The organism is Actinoplanes sp. NPDC048967, from assembly GCF_040649415.1.
GTDB lineage: Bacteria > Actinomycetota > Actinomycetes > Mycobacteriales > Micromonosporaceae > Actinoplanes.
The window spans coordinates 298,352-314,253 of the sequence record NZ_JBEZFL010000001.1 but is presented as its reverse complement, the minus strand read 5'-3'; the positions used below and the strand labels follow the sequence as shown (position 1 = coordinate 314,253).

15 protein-coding genes are annotated in these 15,902 nt (G+C 72.2%); 11 read left to right on the top strand and 4 right to left on the bottom strand.

Translation table 11 applies throughout. The annotated features are described in order from the left end of the window. Positions 1-38 precede the first annotated feature (38 nt). Together AB0C12_RS01530 and AB0C12_RS01525 are read left to right on the top strand one after the other, a co-directional pair. Positions 39-440: a VOC family protein gene (locus AB0C12_RS01530; protein ID WP_360542962.1), complete on the top strand. Its 402-nt coding sequence runs from the start codon at positions 39-41 to the stop codon at positions 438-440. Positions 441-506: 66 nt separating this feature from the next. Continuing rightward, on the top strand, positions 507-1,808 hold the full coding sequence (locus AB0C12_RS01525) for a hypothetical protein (protein ID WP_360542960.1): 1,302 nt from the start codon (positions 507-509) through the stop codon (positions 1,806-1,808). Here the strand turns inward: AB0C12_RS01525 and AB0C12_RS01520 are convergent. Beyond that, positions 1,795-2,301, bottom strand: coding sequence for a DUF3253 domain-containing protein (locus AB0C12_RS01520; RefSeq protein ID WP_360542958.1), 507 nt, complete (start codon positions 2,299-2,301; stop codon positions 1,795-1,797). The two genes, AB0C12_RS01525 and AB0C12_RS01520, sit on opposite strands and share 14 nt — an antisense overlap. Before the next feature lie 119 nt (positions 2,302-2,420). Here AB0C12_RS01520 and AB0C12_RS01515 point away from each other — a divergent pair, with 119 nt between their 5' ends. Continuing rightward, positions 2,421-3,395: a hypothetical protein gene (locus AB0C12_RS01515; protein WP_360542956.1), complete on the top strand. Its 975-nt coding sequence runs from the start codon at positions 2,421-2,423 to the stop codon at positions 3,393-3,395. Between the two features lie 25 nt (positions 3,396-3,420). Here the strand turns inward: AB0C12_RS01515 and AB0C12_RS01510 are convergent, their stop codons facing one another. Continuing rightward, the gene (locus AB0C12_RS01510; RefSeq protein ID WP_360542954.1) at positions 3,421-4,455 is read right to left on the bottom strand and encodes a LacI family DNA-binding transcriptional regulator; all 1,035 of its coding nucleotides are present in this window, start codon (positions 4,453-4,455) and stop codon (positions 3,421-3,423) included. A 150-nt stretch (positions 4,456-4,605) separates the two neighbouring features. On the opposite strand from AB0C12_RS01510, the gene AB0C12_RS01505 reads away from it, so the two are divergent. The 8 genes from AB0C12_RS01505 to AB0C12_RS01470 all read left to right on the top strand — a co-directional run bounded on the left by AB0C12_RS01505 (position 4,606) and on the right by AB0C12_RS01470 (position 13,227). Further along, a complete protein-coding gene (locus tag AB0C12_RS01505) occupies positions 4,606-5,832 on the top strand; it encodes an amino acid ABC transporter substrate-binding protein (protein WP_360542952.1) in 1,227 nt (408 codons plus the stop codon). A 7-nt stretch (positions 5,833-5,839) separates the two neighbouring features. Further along, the gene (locus tag AB0C12_RS01500; protein WP_360542950.1) at positions 5,840-6,727 is read left to right on the top strand and encodes a branched-chain amino acid ABC transporter permease; all 888 of its coding nucleotides are present in this window, start codon (positions 5,840-5,842) and stop codon (positions 6,725-6,727) included. Further along, on the top strand, positions 6,711-7,736 hold the full coding sequence (locus AB0C12_RS01495; RefSeq protein ID WP_360542948.1) for a branched-chain amino acid ABC transporter permease: 1,026 nt from the start codon (positions 6,711-6,713) through the stop codon (positions 7,734-7,736). The genes AB0C12_RS01500 and AB0C12_RS01495 overlap by 17 nt, the downstream gene beginning before the upstream one ends. After that, on the top strand, positions 7,733-8,461 hold the full coding sequence (locus tag AB0C12_RS01490) for an ABC transporter ATP-binding protein (RefSeq protein WP_360542946.1): 729 nt from the start codon (positions 7,733-7,735) through the stop codon (positions 8,459-8,461). Before AB0C12_RS01495 ends, AB0C12_RS01490 begins: the two co-directional genes overlap by 4 nt. Further along, entirely contained in the window at positions 8,454-9,200 is a 747-nt protein-coding gene (locus AB0C12_RS01485; RefSeq protein ID WP_360542944.1) for an ABC transporter ATP-binding protein, read from the top strand. Before AB0C12_RS01490 ends, AB0C12_RS01485 begins: the two co-directional genes overlap by 8 nt. An 11-nt stretch (positions 9,201-9,211) precedes the next feature. Next, positions 9,212-10,120, top strand: a complete 909-nt coding sequence (locus AB0C12_RS01480; RefSeq protein WP_360542942.1) for a LamG-like jellyroll fold domain-containing protein — start codon at positions 9,212-9,214, stop codon at positions 10,118-10,120. A gap of 2 nt (positions 10,121-10,122) precedes the next feature. Beyond that, positions 10,123-12,189 (top strand): PQQ-dependent sugar dehydrogenase, encoded by a 2,067-nt coding sequence (locus tag AB0C12_RS01475; protein ID WP_360542940.1) that lies wholly within the window; start codon positions 10,123-10,125, stop codon positions 12,187-12,189. Positions 12,190-12,285: 96 nt separating this feature from the next. After that, on the top strand, positions 12,286-13,227 hold the full coding sequence (locus tag AB0C12_RS01470; RefSeq protein ID WP_360542938.1) for a S41 family peptidase: 942 nt from the start codon (positions 12,286-12,288) through the stop codon (positions 13,225-13,227). 18 nt (positions 13,228-13,245) lie between these two features. Here AB0C12_RS01470 and AB0C12_RS01465 read toward each other — a convergent pair whose 3' ends face one another. Both AB0C12_RS01465 and AB0C12_RS01460 read right to left on the bottom strand, forming a co-directional pair. Further along, positions 13,246-13,707: a DUF5709 domain-containing protein gene (locus AB0C12_RS01465; protein WP_360542936.1), complete on the bottom strand. Its 462-nt coding sequence runs from the start codon at positions 13,705-13,707 to the stop codon at positions 13,246-13,248. Positions 13,708-13,748: 41 nt separating this feature from the next. Beyond that, a complete protein-coding gene (locus AB0C12_RS01460; protein WP_360542934.1) occupies positions 13,749-15,899 on the bottom strand; it encodes an alpha-galactosidase in 2,151 nt (716 codons plus the stop codon). Between the last annotated feature and the right edge of the window lie 3 nt (positions 15,900-15,902).

Sequence of the window (15,902 nt, the reverse complement as noted above, 5' to 3'; positions counted from 1 at the left end):
GCGTCGCGCGATCGAGCGGGGAGAGAAGGAACCGGCGCGTGATCAAGGGACTGAGCAGGATCGAGGTCATCACGGTGTTCGCCGAGGACCTCGCGGCCACGCGGGCGTTCTACGAGAACGTCTTCGGGCTCGAGGTCGTCTACGCGGACGACGACTCGGCCGTGGTCCGGCTGGACAATCTGATGATCAATGTCCTCCGCGCCGAGCGGGCCGGAATGCTGATCGAGCCGCAGCCGGTGGGCCCGCCGGAGAACGGCGCCCGCCTGTTGATCACCATCCAGGTCGAGGATGCCGACGCCGTGTGCGAGGAGCTCAAGCAGCACGGCGTCACCATCCTCAACGGCCCGGTCGACCGCCCGTGGGGCCGCCGCACCGCCGCGTTCGCCGACCCGGCGGGAAACATGTGGGAGATCGCGCAGCACCTGCCGCAAGACTCCTGACCCGCGATGCCGGGTGAGCTGTCCGCGGCGGAGCAGCAGCTGTGGGACGCGTTTCCGTACGGACGGGTGGCACAGCCATCGAGCGGCGCGCGTACCGTCCGCGCCGCGGTGATCCGGTCGTTGCTGCTCGGCGCCCAGCCGGCGGAGCCGGGCCAGCAGCCGGCGTTGCGACTGCACGGCGCCGAGGTGGCCGGGGTCCTCGACCTCCGCCACGCTGAGGTCGACGTCGCCGTGGAGTTCGTCGGCTGCACCTTCGACTCGGTGCCGTCGCTGTCGTTCGCCCGGTTGCGTGGCGTGTCCTTCGAGGGCAGCACCCTTCCCGGCCTCGACGCCTTCGCGGCGACCGTCGCGGGCACCCTCAGCTTCGTCAAGTGCACCCTGACCGGCGCCGTCGTCAGCTACGGCGTCCAGGTCAGCGGCGACCTGGACTTCGACTGGGCCCACCTGAGCGGCGACGGCCGCGCCGAGGAGCTCTTCGGCGACCGGGTGGCGGCGGTGTTCGGCGATTCGATGCAGGTGGGCCGGCACGTGTACCTGCAGGGCACGACCGCGAGCGGCAACGTCGAGCTGTCCGGCATCCGGGTCGGCGGCGCGGTCCACGCCCACCGCGGGCTGCGGGTCGAAGGCATGCTGCGGCTTCGCGGGGCCGATGTCACCGGCGAGGTCAACCTGACCGACGCGGTGCTGCTCAACCCCGGCGGCACGGCGCTGGACGCTCAAGGCCTGCGCGCTGCGGAGCTGAGCCTGCGGCCGGAACGCGTCGACGGCACGGCCGACCTGCGCCACATCCAGGTCCAGGTGCTCCGCGACGATCCGGCGAGCTCACCGGCCCGGCTACGGCTGGACGGAGCCCGGTACACCGCCCTGGACCCGGCCGGTGTCGCCGGCAGCCGCCTGCCGTGGCTGCAGCGGGACCCGACGGGATACCGGCCGCAGCCGTACGAGCAGCTGGCCACGCACTACCGCCAGATCGGGCACGAGGCTGACGCCCGTACCGTCCTGCTGGCCAAGCAACGCCGGCGCCGCCGGCAGCTGTCCCCGCCCGCAGTGGCCTGGGGTCTCCTGCAGGACCTGCTGGTCGGCTACGGCTACCGGCCCGGGCGCGCCGCCCTGTGGCTGCTCGGCCTGACCGCCCTGGGCTCTGTCATGTTCCACTTCCACCCGCCCACCGCCGGGCGCGGGGGCGTCGCGTTCCATCCGCTGATCTACACGCTCGACGTGCTCGTCCCGATCGTCAACTTCGGCCAGGAGACCGCCTTCGGCTTCACCGGGAACGCACGGTGGCTGGCCTATCTGCTGGCGATTCTCGGCTGGCTCCTGTTCACGGCCGTAGCGGCCGCCCTGACCCGGACCTTCAACCGGTCGTAGCGTCCCGCCAGCCGGTGCCACGAGCGAGGCGGACAGGTCCGACCGCGGCAGCCAGATCGACGTCTTTGCCGTGCTGGCGAACGGCGATGATTCCCTCGTCGGCCAGCTCGCCGGCCACCTCCCGGGCTGTGCCCATCAGGTCCCGCCACGCCGCGCCGCCGACGATCCGGGCGGCGTCGCTGGGGCAGATGGTGGCGTCGGGACGGCGGTGCCACAGCAGGGCCCGCATCGCGGCGGCCAGACGCTCGCGTTGGCCGGCGGGCGTCGGTTCCCACCAGGGATCGCCTCGTTCGGCCAGCGCCACCTCGGCATCCCGGATGCGGGACCGGGCCGCGCCGGGGTCGTCGCGGCCGAGTCGACGGGCCGCCGTCAGCTCGGCCACCAGCTCCCGGCGCAGTGAGTCCGGGACGGCGGGGTCGGCGGCCTGCCGGCGGCGGCCGGACCCGATGATGTACCGGCCGTCCGCCGTCGTTCCGTCCTCGGTGCGGTTCACAGAGCCATTGTCCTCGGTCCGGCCCGGCTCATGCCGGCTTCACCCGCGGCCGGTCGGTGCTGAAAGCCGGCTGAGAACCGCTCAGCCGGTCCACAGCCGGCCCGTCACAGGATCGGCGCATGTCGCTACGTCGTGCTCTCACGGTGGCCTGCGCGGTGTTCGTCGCCGGTGAGGTGGTGCTCCGGCTGTCCTGGATCGCCGGTGGTCGCTGGGGATACACCGCCTGCGACCGGACCGACCTCGGGGATCATCCGGCCGGCGGGTGTGGCGCCGACCAGATTGCCACGGTGCCGTTCCTGCGCGGGTGGGGCGCGCTCGGCCTGTGCGTCGTCCTGGGGGTGCTCATCGCGTGCGCGCATCGGTGGAAGCCGGCCGTGACCTGGGTCGCGGCCGCCGTTCTCCTGGTCGGAGCCTTTCCGCTGCACCTGCTGTTCGAGATTCCGGCGGGGGTCGCCGGGCAGCCCACGGACTGGCGGGACATCGGTGGCCGGGTCGCGTTGCTGGCCGGTGGCCTCGCCTTCGCCGGGCTGGCGAGCGTGGTGGGGCCACCGCGCGGGCCGGCGCCGGCCGAGGTCCAGCCGGTGCCGGGGTGGGCGCGACGCTGGGCCTACGTGGCGGTGGCGCTGCCGATCGTGGGCTGGGCCGTCCCGCACGGGCTCTGGGTGCTCGGTGTGCCGTTCGGGATCTCCGAGGAGGAGCTGCGCGGCGCCGACGGGGGACTGTCGACGGCGACCGGGGTGGCGATCACCGTGGTGCCGCCGCTGGCCGGGCTGCTCGTGCTCGGGCTGGTGCAGCGGTGGGGGCAGCAGTTCCCCCGGTGGGTGCCGGGGCTGGGCGGCCGGCGGGTTCCTCGGCTGCTGGCGGTGCTGCCCGCCGGGACCGTGGCGGCGGCGCTGGTGACCTACGGCGTGTTGAGCTTCGCGGTGTTCGCCGAGCAGGTGCTGGACGGGCAGCGGAGCTGGGCGCAGGTTCTTCAGAGCTGGGCGACGGTCGCCACGCTGCTGGTCTTCCTCGGCTGGGGCGTGGCCGTCGGCGTGACCACCGCCGGATACGTCGTGGCGACCAGCGGGTCACCCGACAGAGCCGGGCATTGAGGAAGCCGCCCTCGCGAAAGGGCGGTCAGCGAGCCGGGGCCGGACCGGTCGAGTCGCGGACGACGAGCTGGTGGCCGGTCGGGCGCCGTCGGGGCCGGGCCGACCGAGGCTTGAGGGCCAGATCCAGCGCCATCCGCCCCATGTCGGTCATCGGCAGCCGGACCGTGGTCAGGCTCGGGGCCAGATCCGCCGCCACCGACACGTCGTCGAAGCCGACCACCGACATCCGGTCCGGTACCGCGATCCGGCGGGTGCGCAGCGCCGACAGCACCCCCATCGCCATCGCGTCGTTGAGGGCCACGATCGCCGTGGTGTCCGGGTGTTCGTCGATGATGCGGTCGGCCGCGGCCCGGCCGCCGTCGCGGGTGAAGTCGGTGTGCACGACCGGGAGGTCGTCCAGCGACAGGCCGTGCGCGCGCAGGCTCGCCGCCACTCCGGCGAGCCGGTCGGCCACTGTGGTCAGGCCCGGGGTGCCCGCGGCGACCGCGATCCGGCGGTGGCCGAGCTCGACCAGGTGGTCGCCGAGGGCGCGGCCGCCGGCCTCGTTGTCGGGCAGCACGGCGTCGACGCCCAGGGAGTGCCGGCCGATGACCGCGACCCGGCCGCCGAGGCTCTGGAACGCTGACAGGTCCGCCTTGGCCTCCGCCTCGATGCGGGGGTCGTCGTAGCCCGAGCCGGCCACGATGATGATGCCGACCCGCTGGGCGATCAGGTTGCGGATCTGGCGCAGTTCGTGGTCGGGGTCGCGGCCGGAGTGGCAGATCTGCACCAGCAGGCTCTGCTCGTCGGCGACCTGGATCACCCCGCCGGCGATCTCGGAGAAGTACGGGTCGTCCACCTGGTGCACGACCAGGCCCACGGTGGAGCTGGCACCGCCGGCCAGGGTCCGCGCGTACGGGTTGGCCACGTAGCCCAGGTCGCGGGAGATCTGCCGGATCCGGTTGGCCACCTCCTCGCTGACCCCGTCGCGGCCGGCGAGGGCGCGGGAGGCGGTGGCCAGCGAGACACCGGCACGTTCGGCGACGTCGACGAGGCGCAGCCTCGGACCGGGCTTGGGCATCCGTCCACTCTCCACGGAAACGATCACACGCAGTTGATCACCGACGGTGAAGCTGGTGTCACGCCGCTATTGCCAGTGACGTGACACACACCCTAGGCTACGTAAGCGCTTTCGCAAGCGCTTACGTCCGGGGCAAAGGAGCTTCCGAGGATGCGTTCATCACTACGGCGTACACGTTGGGCCACGGCCCTTGGCGCGACCACGATCCTCGCCCTCGGCGCGTGCAGCGGCGACGGCGACGGCGGTTCCACCGCCACCGACGACCCGATCCTGGTCGGCATCTCGCTTCCGCTGACCGGGGACTTCTCCGAGCCCGGCAAGGGCGTGCAGCAGGGCTACGAGGCCTGGGCCAAGATCACCAACGACCAGGGCGGCCTGCTCGGGCGGCAGATCCAGCTGAAGATTCTCGACGACCAGTCCAACGCGGACCGGGTCGTCGCCGACTACGAGCAGCTGATCGGCAGCGACGAGGCCGACCTGGTCGTGGGCCCGTTCTCCACCCGGCTCGTGGTGCCCGCGGCCCGCGTCGCGGAGGAGTACGGGATGCTCTTCGTCGAGCCGGCCGGCGCGGCCAAGGAGGTCTTCTCCCAGGGGTTCAAGAACCTCTTCTACGCGGCCCCGGCGGTGGCCGACGACCACTACAACCATCTGGCCGAATACCTGCTGGCGCTGCCGGCCGACAAGCGGCCGAAGACGGTGGCCTACGCGGCCATGGACGACCCGTTCGCGCAGGGCACGGCGTACGGCCTCAAGGACAGGCTGGAGGCGGCCGGGATCAGGACGGTCGTCAACGAGGTCTACCCGCCGAACACCACCGACTTCAGCAGCATCGCCGCGAAGATCGCCTCGTCCAGGGCGGACATGCTGGTGGGCGGCTCGCAGTACCAGGACGGCGTCAACCTCATCGTCGCCCTGCAACAGCTGAACTACCAGCCCAAGCTCGCGGCCTTCTCCGGCGCGCCGACCAACCCCGAGTTCGCCAAGGCGATCGGCAACAAGACCGAGGGGGTGCTCTCGCCGACCGGCTACAGCCCGGACGCGCCGTACCCGAGCAACAAGGAGTTCGTCGAGAAGTTCACCGCGCAGTTCGGCAAGGCGCCCGACGAGGACCAGGCCAACGCGTACACGACCGGGCAGGTTGTCGCGGCCGCGGTGACCGCGGTGGGCTGCGCCGAGCAGGGTGATTGTCAGCAGAAGCTGGTCGACTGGGTCCACGGCAACCAGGTGGAGACCGTGGTCGGGCCGCTGAGCTGGGACCGGACCGGCAAGCCGCAGGGTGCGCACATGATCCAGCAGTGGGTCGGCGGGAAGATCAAGATCGTGCTGCCGGCGGCCGTCAAAGAGGCCGACTTCGTCTATCCCAAGCCGGCCTGGTGAGGCCCGCATGCCCTCCGGTGCACTGCTGTTCCAGAGCGTGATCCTCGGTCTGCTGCTGGGCGGGCTCTACGCCCTGCTGGCGGCCGGGCTCACCCTCTACTTCGGCATCATGCGGGTCGTCATGATCGCGCACTCCGCGTTCCTGATCCTGGCGGCGTACCTGGCCTGGTGGACGCACACCCGGCTGGGCGTCGACCCGCTGCTCTCGCTGATCGTCACCGTGCCGCTGTTCTTCGGCGCCGGGGTGCTGCTGCAGCGGGGGCTGCTGTCCCGGCTGCGGGCGCTCACGCTGACCATGATGTCGGTCCTGCTGACCTTCGCCGTCGCGCTGATCATCGAGGGGCTGCTCGGGTACGCGTTCACCGGCACCCAGCGGCGCATCCAGCTCGGCTACGGCTCGGCGAGCCTGCAGGTCCTCGGCGCGCGGATCGCCGTGGTCAAGCTCATCGCCTTCGGGCTGGCCGTGCTCGCGCTCGCGGCGCTGTACCTGCTGATGAAGAAGACCACCTTCGGCTGGGCGCTGCGGGCCACGATCCAGCACCGCGACGCGGCCCGGCTGGTGGGCATCGACACCGAGAAGGTGGCCGGCTACGGCTTCGGCCTGGGGCTGGCCACGGCCGCGATCGGCGGCACCGCGTTGTCGCTGGACACCACCATCTACCCGTCGCTGCACTGGCACTGGATCGGCCCGCTGATGGCCATCATCGTGGTCGGCGGCCTGGGCAGCGTGCCCGGCGCGGCCGCCGCGGCGATGCTGCTCGGGCTGATCCAGAGCCTGCTGCAGATCCCGCTGGGCACCACCTGGGCGCAGACGATCTTCTACCTCGCGCTCTTCGCCACGCTGGCGTTCCGGCCGCAGGGATTCTTCGGAGGTCGTCTTGCGCAGCGTTTCTAAGGGACTCGGGCTGGTGCTGCTCGCCGCCGCCATCCTGTCCTTCCCCAGCCTGGCCCCCAACCCGTACATCCTGTCGGCGGGCATCGTGGTGCTCAACTACGCGGTCCTCTCCACCTCGTGGAACTTCGTCGGCGGCTTCACCGGTTACATCTCGCTCGGGCACGGCGCGCTGGCCGGCCTGGGCGGCTACGGCACCGCGCTGCTGGTCACCGAGGCGGGCCTGCCGAGCTTCGTGGCCCTGGCGGTGGCCGCGCTGGCGGTCGCGGCCCTGGCGGTGCCGATCGGGCTGGCCGCGTTACGGGTACGCGGCGCGTCGTTCGTCATCGTCTCGATCGCCCTGGTGCTGATCCTGCTGCTGGTGTTCCAGAGCTGGGCCTCGGTGACCGGTGGCTCGCGCGGGCTCGTGGTGCCGCGGCCCGTCCCGGACCTGCGGCGCCCGGAACACCACCGGGTCTTCTTCTTCCTGTTCGCCGGACTGCTGGCGCTGGCCCTGCTGGCCTGGTGGCTGATCGACCGGTCCCGCTTCGGGCTGGGCCTCAAGGCGATCCGCGAGGACGAGGACAAGGCCGAGGCGCTGGGCACCCCGACGTTCGCGTACAAGCTGATCGTCTTCGTGGTGTCGGCCGGTTTCACCGCACTGGCCGGTGGCCTGTACGCGTTGTGGTTCGGCGACCTCGACCCGGTCTTCCAGTTCTCCATCCTCACCGGCTCCTACCTGGTGCTGATGGCATTGCTCGGCGGCGTGCGCAACCTGTTCGGCCCGCTGGCCGGCGCGCTGATCGTCGGCACCGCGCTGGAGTACTTCAAGGGTCAGTTCGGCAACACCCCGCTGCACCTGGTCGCCACCGGCGTGCTGCTGGGCCTGGTGGTCATGTTCATGCCCGACGGCGTGCTGCCCGCGGTCACCGGCCTGTGGCAGCGCCTGCGCAAGTCGCCGCAGAGCTCGATCCGCGAGGTCAGCGCGGCCGACCTGCAGACCGAACGGCAACGGGCGGAGGTGGCCAGATGAGCCTCGCGACGGTGGAGCTGCGCAAGACGTTCGGGGGAGTGGTGGCGCTCGACGGTGCCACGGTGACCTTCCGCGAAGGCCAGGTCAACGCGCTCATCGGGCCCAACGGTTCCGGCAAGACGACCTTCTTCAACTGCGTCACCGGCATGATCCGGGCCGACAGCGGCACCGTCACGTACGCCGGCACCGACATCACCCGCAAGGCGCCGCACCTGATCGCCCGGGCCGGGGTGGGCCGCACGTTCCAGCTCTGCCGGGTGTTCCCCCGGATGACCGCGCTGGACAACGTGCTGGCCGCCGTACGCCCGGGCGGGGTGACCGGCGGGCTGCGCGGCGCGCGGCACCGCGCCGAGGTCGACCGGGCCCGCGGCTGGCTGACCCGGCTGGGCATCGAGCACCTGGCCGACATCGAGGCCCGCACCATGTCCTGGGGCCAGCAGAAGCTGCTGGAGCTGGCCGGGGTGCTGATGGGCGAGCCGGCCACCGTGCTGCTCGACGAGCCGGCCGGCGGCGTCAACCCGGCGCTGCTCGACCGGATCGGCACCCTGGTCCGCGAGCTCAACGCCGAGGGCCGCACGTTCGTGATCGTCGAGCACAACATGGACCTGGTGATGAGCATCAGCGACCACATCGTGGTCTTCGACCGCGGCCGCCCGATCGCCGAGGGCCCGCCGTCGCTGATCCGCACCGACGAGCGCGTGTTGGGGGCCTACCTTGGTGTCTGAGATCGAACTCGTCGACGTCCAGGCCGGCTACGGCCGGGCCGCGCCGGTGCTGCGCGGCTTCAGCGTCGCGGTCCCCGCCGGCTCGGTGGTCTGCCTGGTCGGGCCGAACGGCGCCGGCAAGTCCACCGTGCTCAAGGTGGCCAGTGGGCTGCTCAAGCCCCGGTCCGGGCGGATCCTGGTCGGCGGCCAGGAGGTCACCGGCATCGGCCCGCAGCGGATGCTGGCCGCCGGCGTCGCCCTGGTGCTGCAGGGCCACAGCGTCTTCCGGGAGATGACCGTCGAGGAGAACGTCCTGCTCGGCGGCTACACCCTGAAGGACAAGGCGAAGGCCGCCGAGCGGGCCGCCTTCGTCAAGGAGCTCTTCCCGGTGGTCGCCGAGCGCTGGGGATCGCTCGCCGGTCTGCTCTCCGGCGGCCAGCAGAAACAGGTCGAGTTCGCCCGCTCGCTCATGGTCGACCCGAAGGTGGTGCTGCTCGACGAGCCGTCGATGGGGCTCGACCCGAAGGCCACCAGCACCATCTTCGAGCAGGTCGTGCGGATGCGCGACGCCGGCACGGCCGTGCTGCTGGTCGAACAGAACGCGCGGCGGGCGCTGGAGACCGCCGACATCGGCTGCGTGCTCGACCTCGGCCGGGTGCACATCTCCGGCCCGGCCGACCAGCTGCTGGCCGATCCCCAGCTCGGTGAGCTCTACCTCGGCGGCCGTCCCGCCGAGCCGAAAGTCACTCCGAAGAGCTGAGAGGTGAACCGATGAGGCGCGCACTCCTCGCCACCGCCGTGGTCGTCGCGGTCGGCGCCGCCGCGGTCCCGGCGCAGGCGGGCTTTGCCGGCCCGCGTGACGTCCATCCGTCCCTGCGATCGAGCCTGGTCGCCTTCTACGACTTCGACCACCCGATGCCCTCCGATCCCGCGCTGGAGGCCGACCAGGGCCGCTCCGGGACCGAGATCGAGCTGGTCAACGGGGGAGCGGCCATGCGGGTGCCGGATCGCGCCTATCCCGGCGGCCGCAAGGTCCTGCAGACCCGGGCGGTCGCCGCCGGCACCACCGACGACTGGAAGGCCGGCATCTGGTCGGCCAGCGGCGTCCGCACGCTGCGCGCGTTCAACGCGGCCGAGGGCACCACGGTGATGGGCTGGTTCAAGCGCTCGATGGACGGCCCGGCCGCCGGCTTCAACGCGATCGGCCTGACCGGGGTGCTGACCGGCGACTCCGACGGGCACGCCGTACGCGCGCTGCTCGAACTGATCGACGTCAGCGGCACGCTGCGGCTGGTCGCGCTCGGCCGGCGCATCGACGGCGGCAACTCGCAGACGTTCGCGGCGAACGAGGACTGGCGCACCCTGCTGCCCAAGGACCAGTGGGTGCACCTGACCGCCACGTTCGACTTCACCACGGGCACCATGGCGCTCTACCGCAACGGCCGGGAGGTCGAGGGCTTCTACACCCGTACCGACGACCCGTGGCTGATCAACGGGCCCGGACCGCACGTCACCACGGCCACCGATCCGCGCGGCATCAAGATCGGCGGCAGCTTCCCCTGGCCGGGCTCGCCGGACCGCAATCCGTGCGACTGCCGGATGGACGCGCTCATGCTCCTCGACCGCTCGCTGCCGGCCCGCGAGGTCGCGAGCCAGTACCGCTTCATGACCCGGGGGTAACGATGTTCCGAAGGATCCTGCCCGTCGCCGTCCTCCTGCTGTCCACCCTGGTCGGTCTGCCGGGCGCGGCCCGAGCCGCGGACGGCGCCGTCTATGACCCGGTACCCACCGAACCCGTGACCTCCCGGCTCGGGCTCGTGCTGTCCGAGTACGCGAGTTTCCCGCAGTCGGTCACCGACCCGCCGCTGATCGACCAGCGACTCAACCGGGTCGCCCGGATCAACACCATCATGGAGGTGCCGGACGGCTCGGGCCGGCGCGCGGTGCCCGACCTGAACGGCAACCTGTACTTCGTGGAGAACGGCGTGCCGCACGTCTACCTCGACGTGGCCGCGACCTTCCAACCGGAGTTCTTCTCCGGCCGCGGCCTCGGCCAGGGCTTCGGGTACGTCGCTTTCCACCCCGACTTCCGGCGCAACGGCCTGTTCTACACGATCCACACCGAGGAAGGGGCGATCACCAGCGACGTCCCGGACTACCGGCAGACCAACGTGCTGTTCCATGGCGTCATCAACGAGTGGAAGGCCACCGACCCGGCGGCCGGCACGTTCTCCGGCACCCACCGTGAGGTGTTGCGGATCGGCTTCGGCGGCCAGATCCACGGCATTCAGGAGATCAACTTCAACCCGGCCGCCCGGCCCGGCGACACCGACTACGGGCTGCTCTACCTCGCCGTCGGCGACGGGGGCCAGGGCGCGAACAACACCGACCCGCAGAACCTGGCGCTGCCGCACGGCAAGCTGCTGCGCATCGACCCGCGCGGCACGAACGCACCGAACGGCAGGTACGGCATCCCGGCGTCGAACCCGTACGCCGGGCAGACCGGGCGGCTGGGCGAGATCTACGCGTACGGCATGCGCGACCCGCACCGGTTCAGCTGGGATCGCGCCACCGGCCGGCTCTACCTGGGCCACATCGGTGAGCACGCGGTCGAGGCCATCTACGAGGTGCGCGCCGGGGACAACCTGGGCTGGAGCGAGCGCGAAGGCAGGTACGTCTACGACAAGACCGCCACGAACCCGTGTGACCGGCTGCTGCCGTTGCCGGCCGACGACGCGGGTTACACGTACCCGGTGGCCGCGTACGACCACAACCCGCCGCCGGACTGGAACTGCACCTCCGACGTCGGGGTGGCCGTGGCCGGCGGCTTCGTCTACCGCGGCCGCGACGTGCCCGCCCTGCGCGGCAAGTACGTCTTCGGCGACCTGGTCGACGGCCGGGTGCTCTACACCGAGGCGAGCGAGATGCGCCGCGGCCGTACCCCGGCCACCATCCACCGGCTCAACCTGTTCGACGCGGCCGGCACGCCGGTGCGCATGCAGGACCTGTCGGCGCCCGGCGCGCCCGGCGACCCCAACCGAGTCGACCTGCGGTTCGGCACCGACGCCCGGGGCGAGCTCTACCTGCTGGCCAAGGCCAACGGCAAGGTCTGGAAGGTGACCGGCACCCGTACCTTCGCGGCCGGGCCGGTCGGCCACACCCGGGTGCGCCGCACGATGGACCCGGCGAGCTGGGCGCCGGTCACCCCGGCGAAGTGGCGCCTCACCGGTGACGAGGTGATCCTCGCGGAGGCGGGCGTGCAACGCCCGGGCCCGCGGCGCCCGTTCGAGTACGCGGTCCTGACGGCGGGCCCGGCCCTGTCGTCGGTCGAGATCAAGGCGACGGTACGCCTCGACGAACCGGTCGAGATCACCAACCGCGACGTGATCATCGTCTTCGGCTACCGCTCGGACACGGAGTTCTACTACGCCCACCTGTCCACGGACAACACGATCTACCCGCACAACGGCATCTTCAAGGTCGACAACGCCGACCGGGAACGCATCGATTACCAATGGAACGGCCGCTCCCGCGGCGCGAACCCGGCGGTGGTCGACCGCCGCTGGCACGACGTGGTGGTCCGGCACCTGCCGGCGACCGGCGAGATCGCGGTCTACGTGGACGGATCCCGGGACCCGCTGATGACGGCCCGCGACACGACGTTCGGCTCGGGGCGGGTCGGTTTCGGCTCGTTCGACAACATCGGCCGGCTCGGCGCCCTGAAGGTCACCGGCACCCCGGCGGCCTGAGACACCGCGCCGAGGAGCCGGCACGGGGACAGCGTTCCCGGTGCCGGCTCCTCGACGGGACACCAGGACCGGGCCGGGCCGGATAGGTTGGCCGCCATGTCGCCGCACATCATCGACGAAGCGCTGGACCTGCTCTGCACCAACTACATCTTCCCGGACAAGGCCGCCACCGCGGCCGCCGCGATCCGGGAGCGCCGTGCGGCCGGGGAGTACGACGGGCTGGACGAGGAGACCCTCGCGGCGCGGCTCACCGCGGACCTGGCCGAGGTCGTCGCCGACAAGCACCTGCGGGTCCGGACCCGGGAGGCGGCGCTGCACGACGTGCTGACCCACGAGGACATGATCGTGGCCTACCGGGAGGGCCTGCGGCACGCCAACTACGGCATCGCCCGCGTGGAGCGGCTCGACGGCAACGTCGGCTACCTCGACCTGCGGCAGATCGCCGAGGCGTCGGTGGGCGGCCGGGCGATCGCGGCGGCGATGGAACTGATCGTGCACACCGAGGCCCTGATCATCGACCTGCGCAAGAACCGCGGCGGCGCGCCGGACGGCGTCACGTTCTGGCTCAGTTACCTGTTCCGCGACGACGAGACGCATCTGAACGACATCTACGACGGCCCGTCCGGGCGTACCCGGCAGTTCTGGACCCTGGCCCACCTGCCCGGCGAGCGGTACCCGGACCGGCCGGTCTTCGTGCTGACCAGCGACGCGACGTTCTCGGCGGGCGAGGAGTTCTGCTACAACCTGCAGGCGCTGGGCCGCGCGACGCTGATCGGGGAAACCACGCGCGGCGGCGCGCACCCCACCGGAGTCTTCCCGATCACCCCCACTGTGGAGATCACCGTGCCGACGGCCCGGTCGGTCAACCCGGTGACCGGCGGCAACTGGGAGGGTACGGGCGTGGTGCCGGACCTCGCGGTGCCGGCCGCGGCGGCGTTCGAACTCGCGTACCGCAAGGCGCTGGAACACGTGCTCACAACCTCGGCCCCGGCGTCGGTGCTGGCCGAGGCGAAGGCAGCCCTGGCGGAGGCTGCCTGAGCCGGCCGCGGAGAGCGGTCAGAGCCGCGGACCCTCGCCGGGCCCGTTGGGGTCATCCGTGACGTGGATCGCGGCCTCCTCGGCGCTCGCCGCGCCGGAGTCGATGCCGGCGTCGAAGGCCACCGCGTCGCGCTCCTCGTCCGGGCCGAGGCCCTCGTCCTCGGCGAACAGCCGGCCCGAGCGCGGGTCCTGCTCCTCCCCGCGGCGGGCGATGTCGTCCTCGTCGGCGTCCGGGTCCGGATCCGCGTACGGGTCGACGTCCGGCTCCTCCTCGGCCAGCAGCTGGTCGAGCGACTCGCCCTGCCGCTGCTCGGCCGCGGTGGTGCCGAACCGGTCGGCGCCGGACCACCGGTCGGCGGCCTGGTAGCCGACGTCCAGGGGGTCACCGGCCGGGTCACCGTCGAGGGTGTCCGAGTTGTCCAGCACGCCGTCGTCCTCGACCGCGTCCCACTGGTCGTCGCTGCCGTCAGCTTGGGTCATCGTCTCTCCCGGGGTGATCTCGTACAGGCACTGCCGCGAGGCTAGACCCTGCTCGCTTCGTAGAGCACCACCTGGTCCGGGTGCGTCCGGGGACTGGCCACGCCGGCCAGCTCCAGGGCCGCGCCCGTCAGGATGCGGCCCGAGCGGTCGGCGCCCCACCACTCGGGCGCGATCAGGCGGGGTTCCGGGCCGATCAGCAGCGGGCGGATCCGGTACCGGGCCTCGGGGTCCAGGCCGCGCAGGCGCAGCCGGGGACCCGGGTCCGGGGTGATGCTGTCGGTGATCGCCATCGCGAACAGTGCGCGGGACCGGTCGGGGGCGACGACGCCGTGCACCAGGACGCGGTCGTCGTAGCCGTCCAGCCGGACGATGTCGCCGCCCAGCAGCAGGTCGCGCTCGCGCTGGAAGAACGCCACCCATGCGCGCAGCTCCGCCGCCTCCGCCTCGGTCGCCTCGGCCAGGTCCCACTCGATGCCCAAATGGCCGAAGATCGCCGTGCCGGCCCGGAAGGCGAGGTCGTGGCGGCGGCCGGTGACGTGCGAGTGGCCCGAGGCGATGTGGGAGCCGAGGTATTCCGGCGGGACCAGCTGGGCGGTCCAGCGCATCATCCGCTGCCGGTCGTGCGGGTCGATGTTGTCCGAGACCCACACCCGATCGGTACGCTCCAGCACCGCCAGGTCGACCCGGGCCCCGCCGGAGGAGCAGGACTCGATCTCCAGCCCCGGGTGCGCCGCGCGGATGTCGTCCAGCAGCCGGTAGAACGCCAGGGTCTGCGCGTGCACGCCGGGCCGTCCGCGGTGCGTCTGGTCGCCGGCCTCGACCAGGTCGCGGTTGTGGTCCCACTTGACGTAACCGATGTCGTACTCCCGCAGCACCGCCAGGATCTGGGTCCTGACGTGCTCGTACGCTTCCGGGATGCCCAGGTTGAGCACCTGCTGGGTGCGGGCCTCGATCGGCCAGGCGGCGCGGGCGGCCATGATCCATTCCGGGTGGGCCCGGGCCACGTCCGAGTCCGGGCTGACCATCTCCGGCTCGAACCAGAGGCCGAACTGCATGCCCAGCTCCCGGACCCGGTCCACCAGCGGGTGCAGCCCCCGGGGCCAGACGTCCGGCGAGACCACCCAGTCGCCGAGCCCGGACGTGTCGTCGCGGCGGGAGCCGAACCAGCCGTCGTCCAGCACGTACCGCTCGACGCCGGCGGCGGCCGCGCGCTCGGCCAGGTCGATCAGGCGGTTGGTGTCGTGGTCGAAGTAGACGGCCTCCCAGACGTTGAGGGTCACCGGGCGCTGGGCGGACACCTTCGGCTCGCGGGCCCGCAGGTGCCGGTGGAAGCGCCGGGCGATCTCGTCCAGGCCGTCGCCGTACGCGGCGTACAGCCACGGGCTCTGGTAACTCTCGCCGGTGGCCAGCCGGATCTCCCCGGGCAGCAGCAGTTCGCCGCCGCCGAGCAGCCGTTCACCGGAGTGCACCTGCTCGGCGTAGTGCGTGTGGTTGCCGCTCCACGCGGTGTGCACCGCCCAGATCCGGCCGGCGGCGAAGCCGAACCCGGCCGTGCCGGCGTGCAGCAGGTACGCGCTGTCCGCCCCGGTCCGGCCCTTGCGGTTCTCCCGCAGGTGCGTGCCGACCGGGAACGGCGTGCGCACCGGCACCCGTTCCTGGTTGTGCCGCCCGGTGAAGTCGAGCAGCTCGGTGGCCTCGGCCGGCACCGGCAGGGCCAGCACCAGGTCGTCCAGGGCGTACGGCTCGCCGGCGAGGTTGCGCACCGCCGCCCGGCACCGCAGCAGCCCGGCCGGCAGCAGCTCGAGGGTCAGCCGCAGCTCCAGCCGGTCGGCGTCGTCCACGGCCCGGACCTCGACGCGGCCGGCGCCACCGGCGTGGAAGGCGCCCACCGGGTCGCCGTCGACGGTGACCTCGGTGATCAGGAAGGCGGGGGACCAGCCGGCGCCGGCGAACGAGCCGCGCAGGCCGGGCCGGCCGGTCCAGCCGGTCTCGGGCCCGGGCAGCACCGCGACCCGCGGCCGGACGTCCGGATCGTTCGATCCGGTCACCGGCTGGGCCGCGGCGACGAGCGATGCGGCCTGTTCGGCGTCCAGCCCGGGCAGGGCCGGCCCCCAGTAGGCGACGGCGGGCAGCCGCCCGGCGGTGGCGTCGATCAGCACGGTGACGCCGGCCGCGGTCAGAGCGATGAGCATCTG

What these genes read in the sequence shown, in the direction of transcription:
- AB0C12_RS01515 (WP_360542956.1), top strand. Translation starts at nt 2,421, where the DNA reads ATGTCGCTACGTCGTGCTCTCACGGTGGCCTGCGCGGTGTTCGTCGCC.
- AB0C12_RS01510 (WP_360542954.1), bottom strand. Translation starts at nt 4,455, where the DNA reads ATGCCCAAGCCCGGTCCGAGGCTGCGCCTCGTCGACGTCGCCGAACGT.
- AB0C12_RS01505 (WP_360542952.1), top strand. Translation starts at nt 4,606, where the DNA reads ATGCGTTCATCACTACGGCGTACACGTTGGGCCACGGCCCTTGGCGCG.
- AB0C12_RS01500 (WP_360542950.1), top strand. Translation starts at nt 5,840, where the DNA reads ATGCCCTCCGGTGCACTGCTGTTCCAGAGCGTGATCCTCGGTCTGCTG.
- AB0C12_RS01490 (WP_360542946.1), top strand. Translation starts at nt 7,733, where the DNA reads ATGAGCCTCGCGACGGTGGAGCTGCGCAAGACGTTCGGGGGAGTGGTG.
- AB0C12_RS01480 (WP_360542942.1), top strand. Translation starts at nt 9,212, where the DNA reads ATGAGGCGCGCACTCCTCGCCACCGCCGTGGTCGTCGCGGTCGGCGCC.
- AB0C12_RS01475 (WP_360542940.1), top strand. Translation starts at nt 10,123, where the DNA reads ATGTTCCGAAGGATCCTGCCCGTCGCCGTCCTCCTGCTGTCCACCCTG.
- AB0C12_RS01470 (WP_360542938.1), top strand. Translation starts at nt 12,286, where the DNA reads ATGTCGCCGCACATCATCGACGAAGCGCTGGACCTGCTCTGCACCAAC.
- AB0C12_RS01465 (WP_360542936.1), bottom strand. Translation starts at nt 13,707, where the DNA reads ATGACCCAAGCTGACGGCAGCGACGACCAGTGGGACGCGGTCGAGGAC.
- AB0C12_RS01460 (WP_360542934.1), bottom strand. Translation starts at nt 15,899, where the DNA reads ATGCTCATCGCTCTGACCGCGGCCGGCGTCACCGTGCTGATCGACGCC.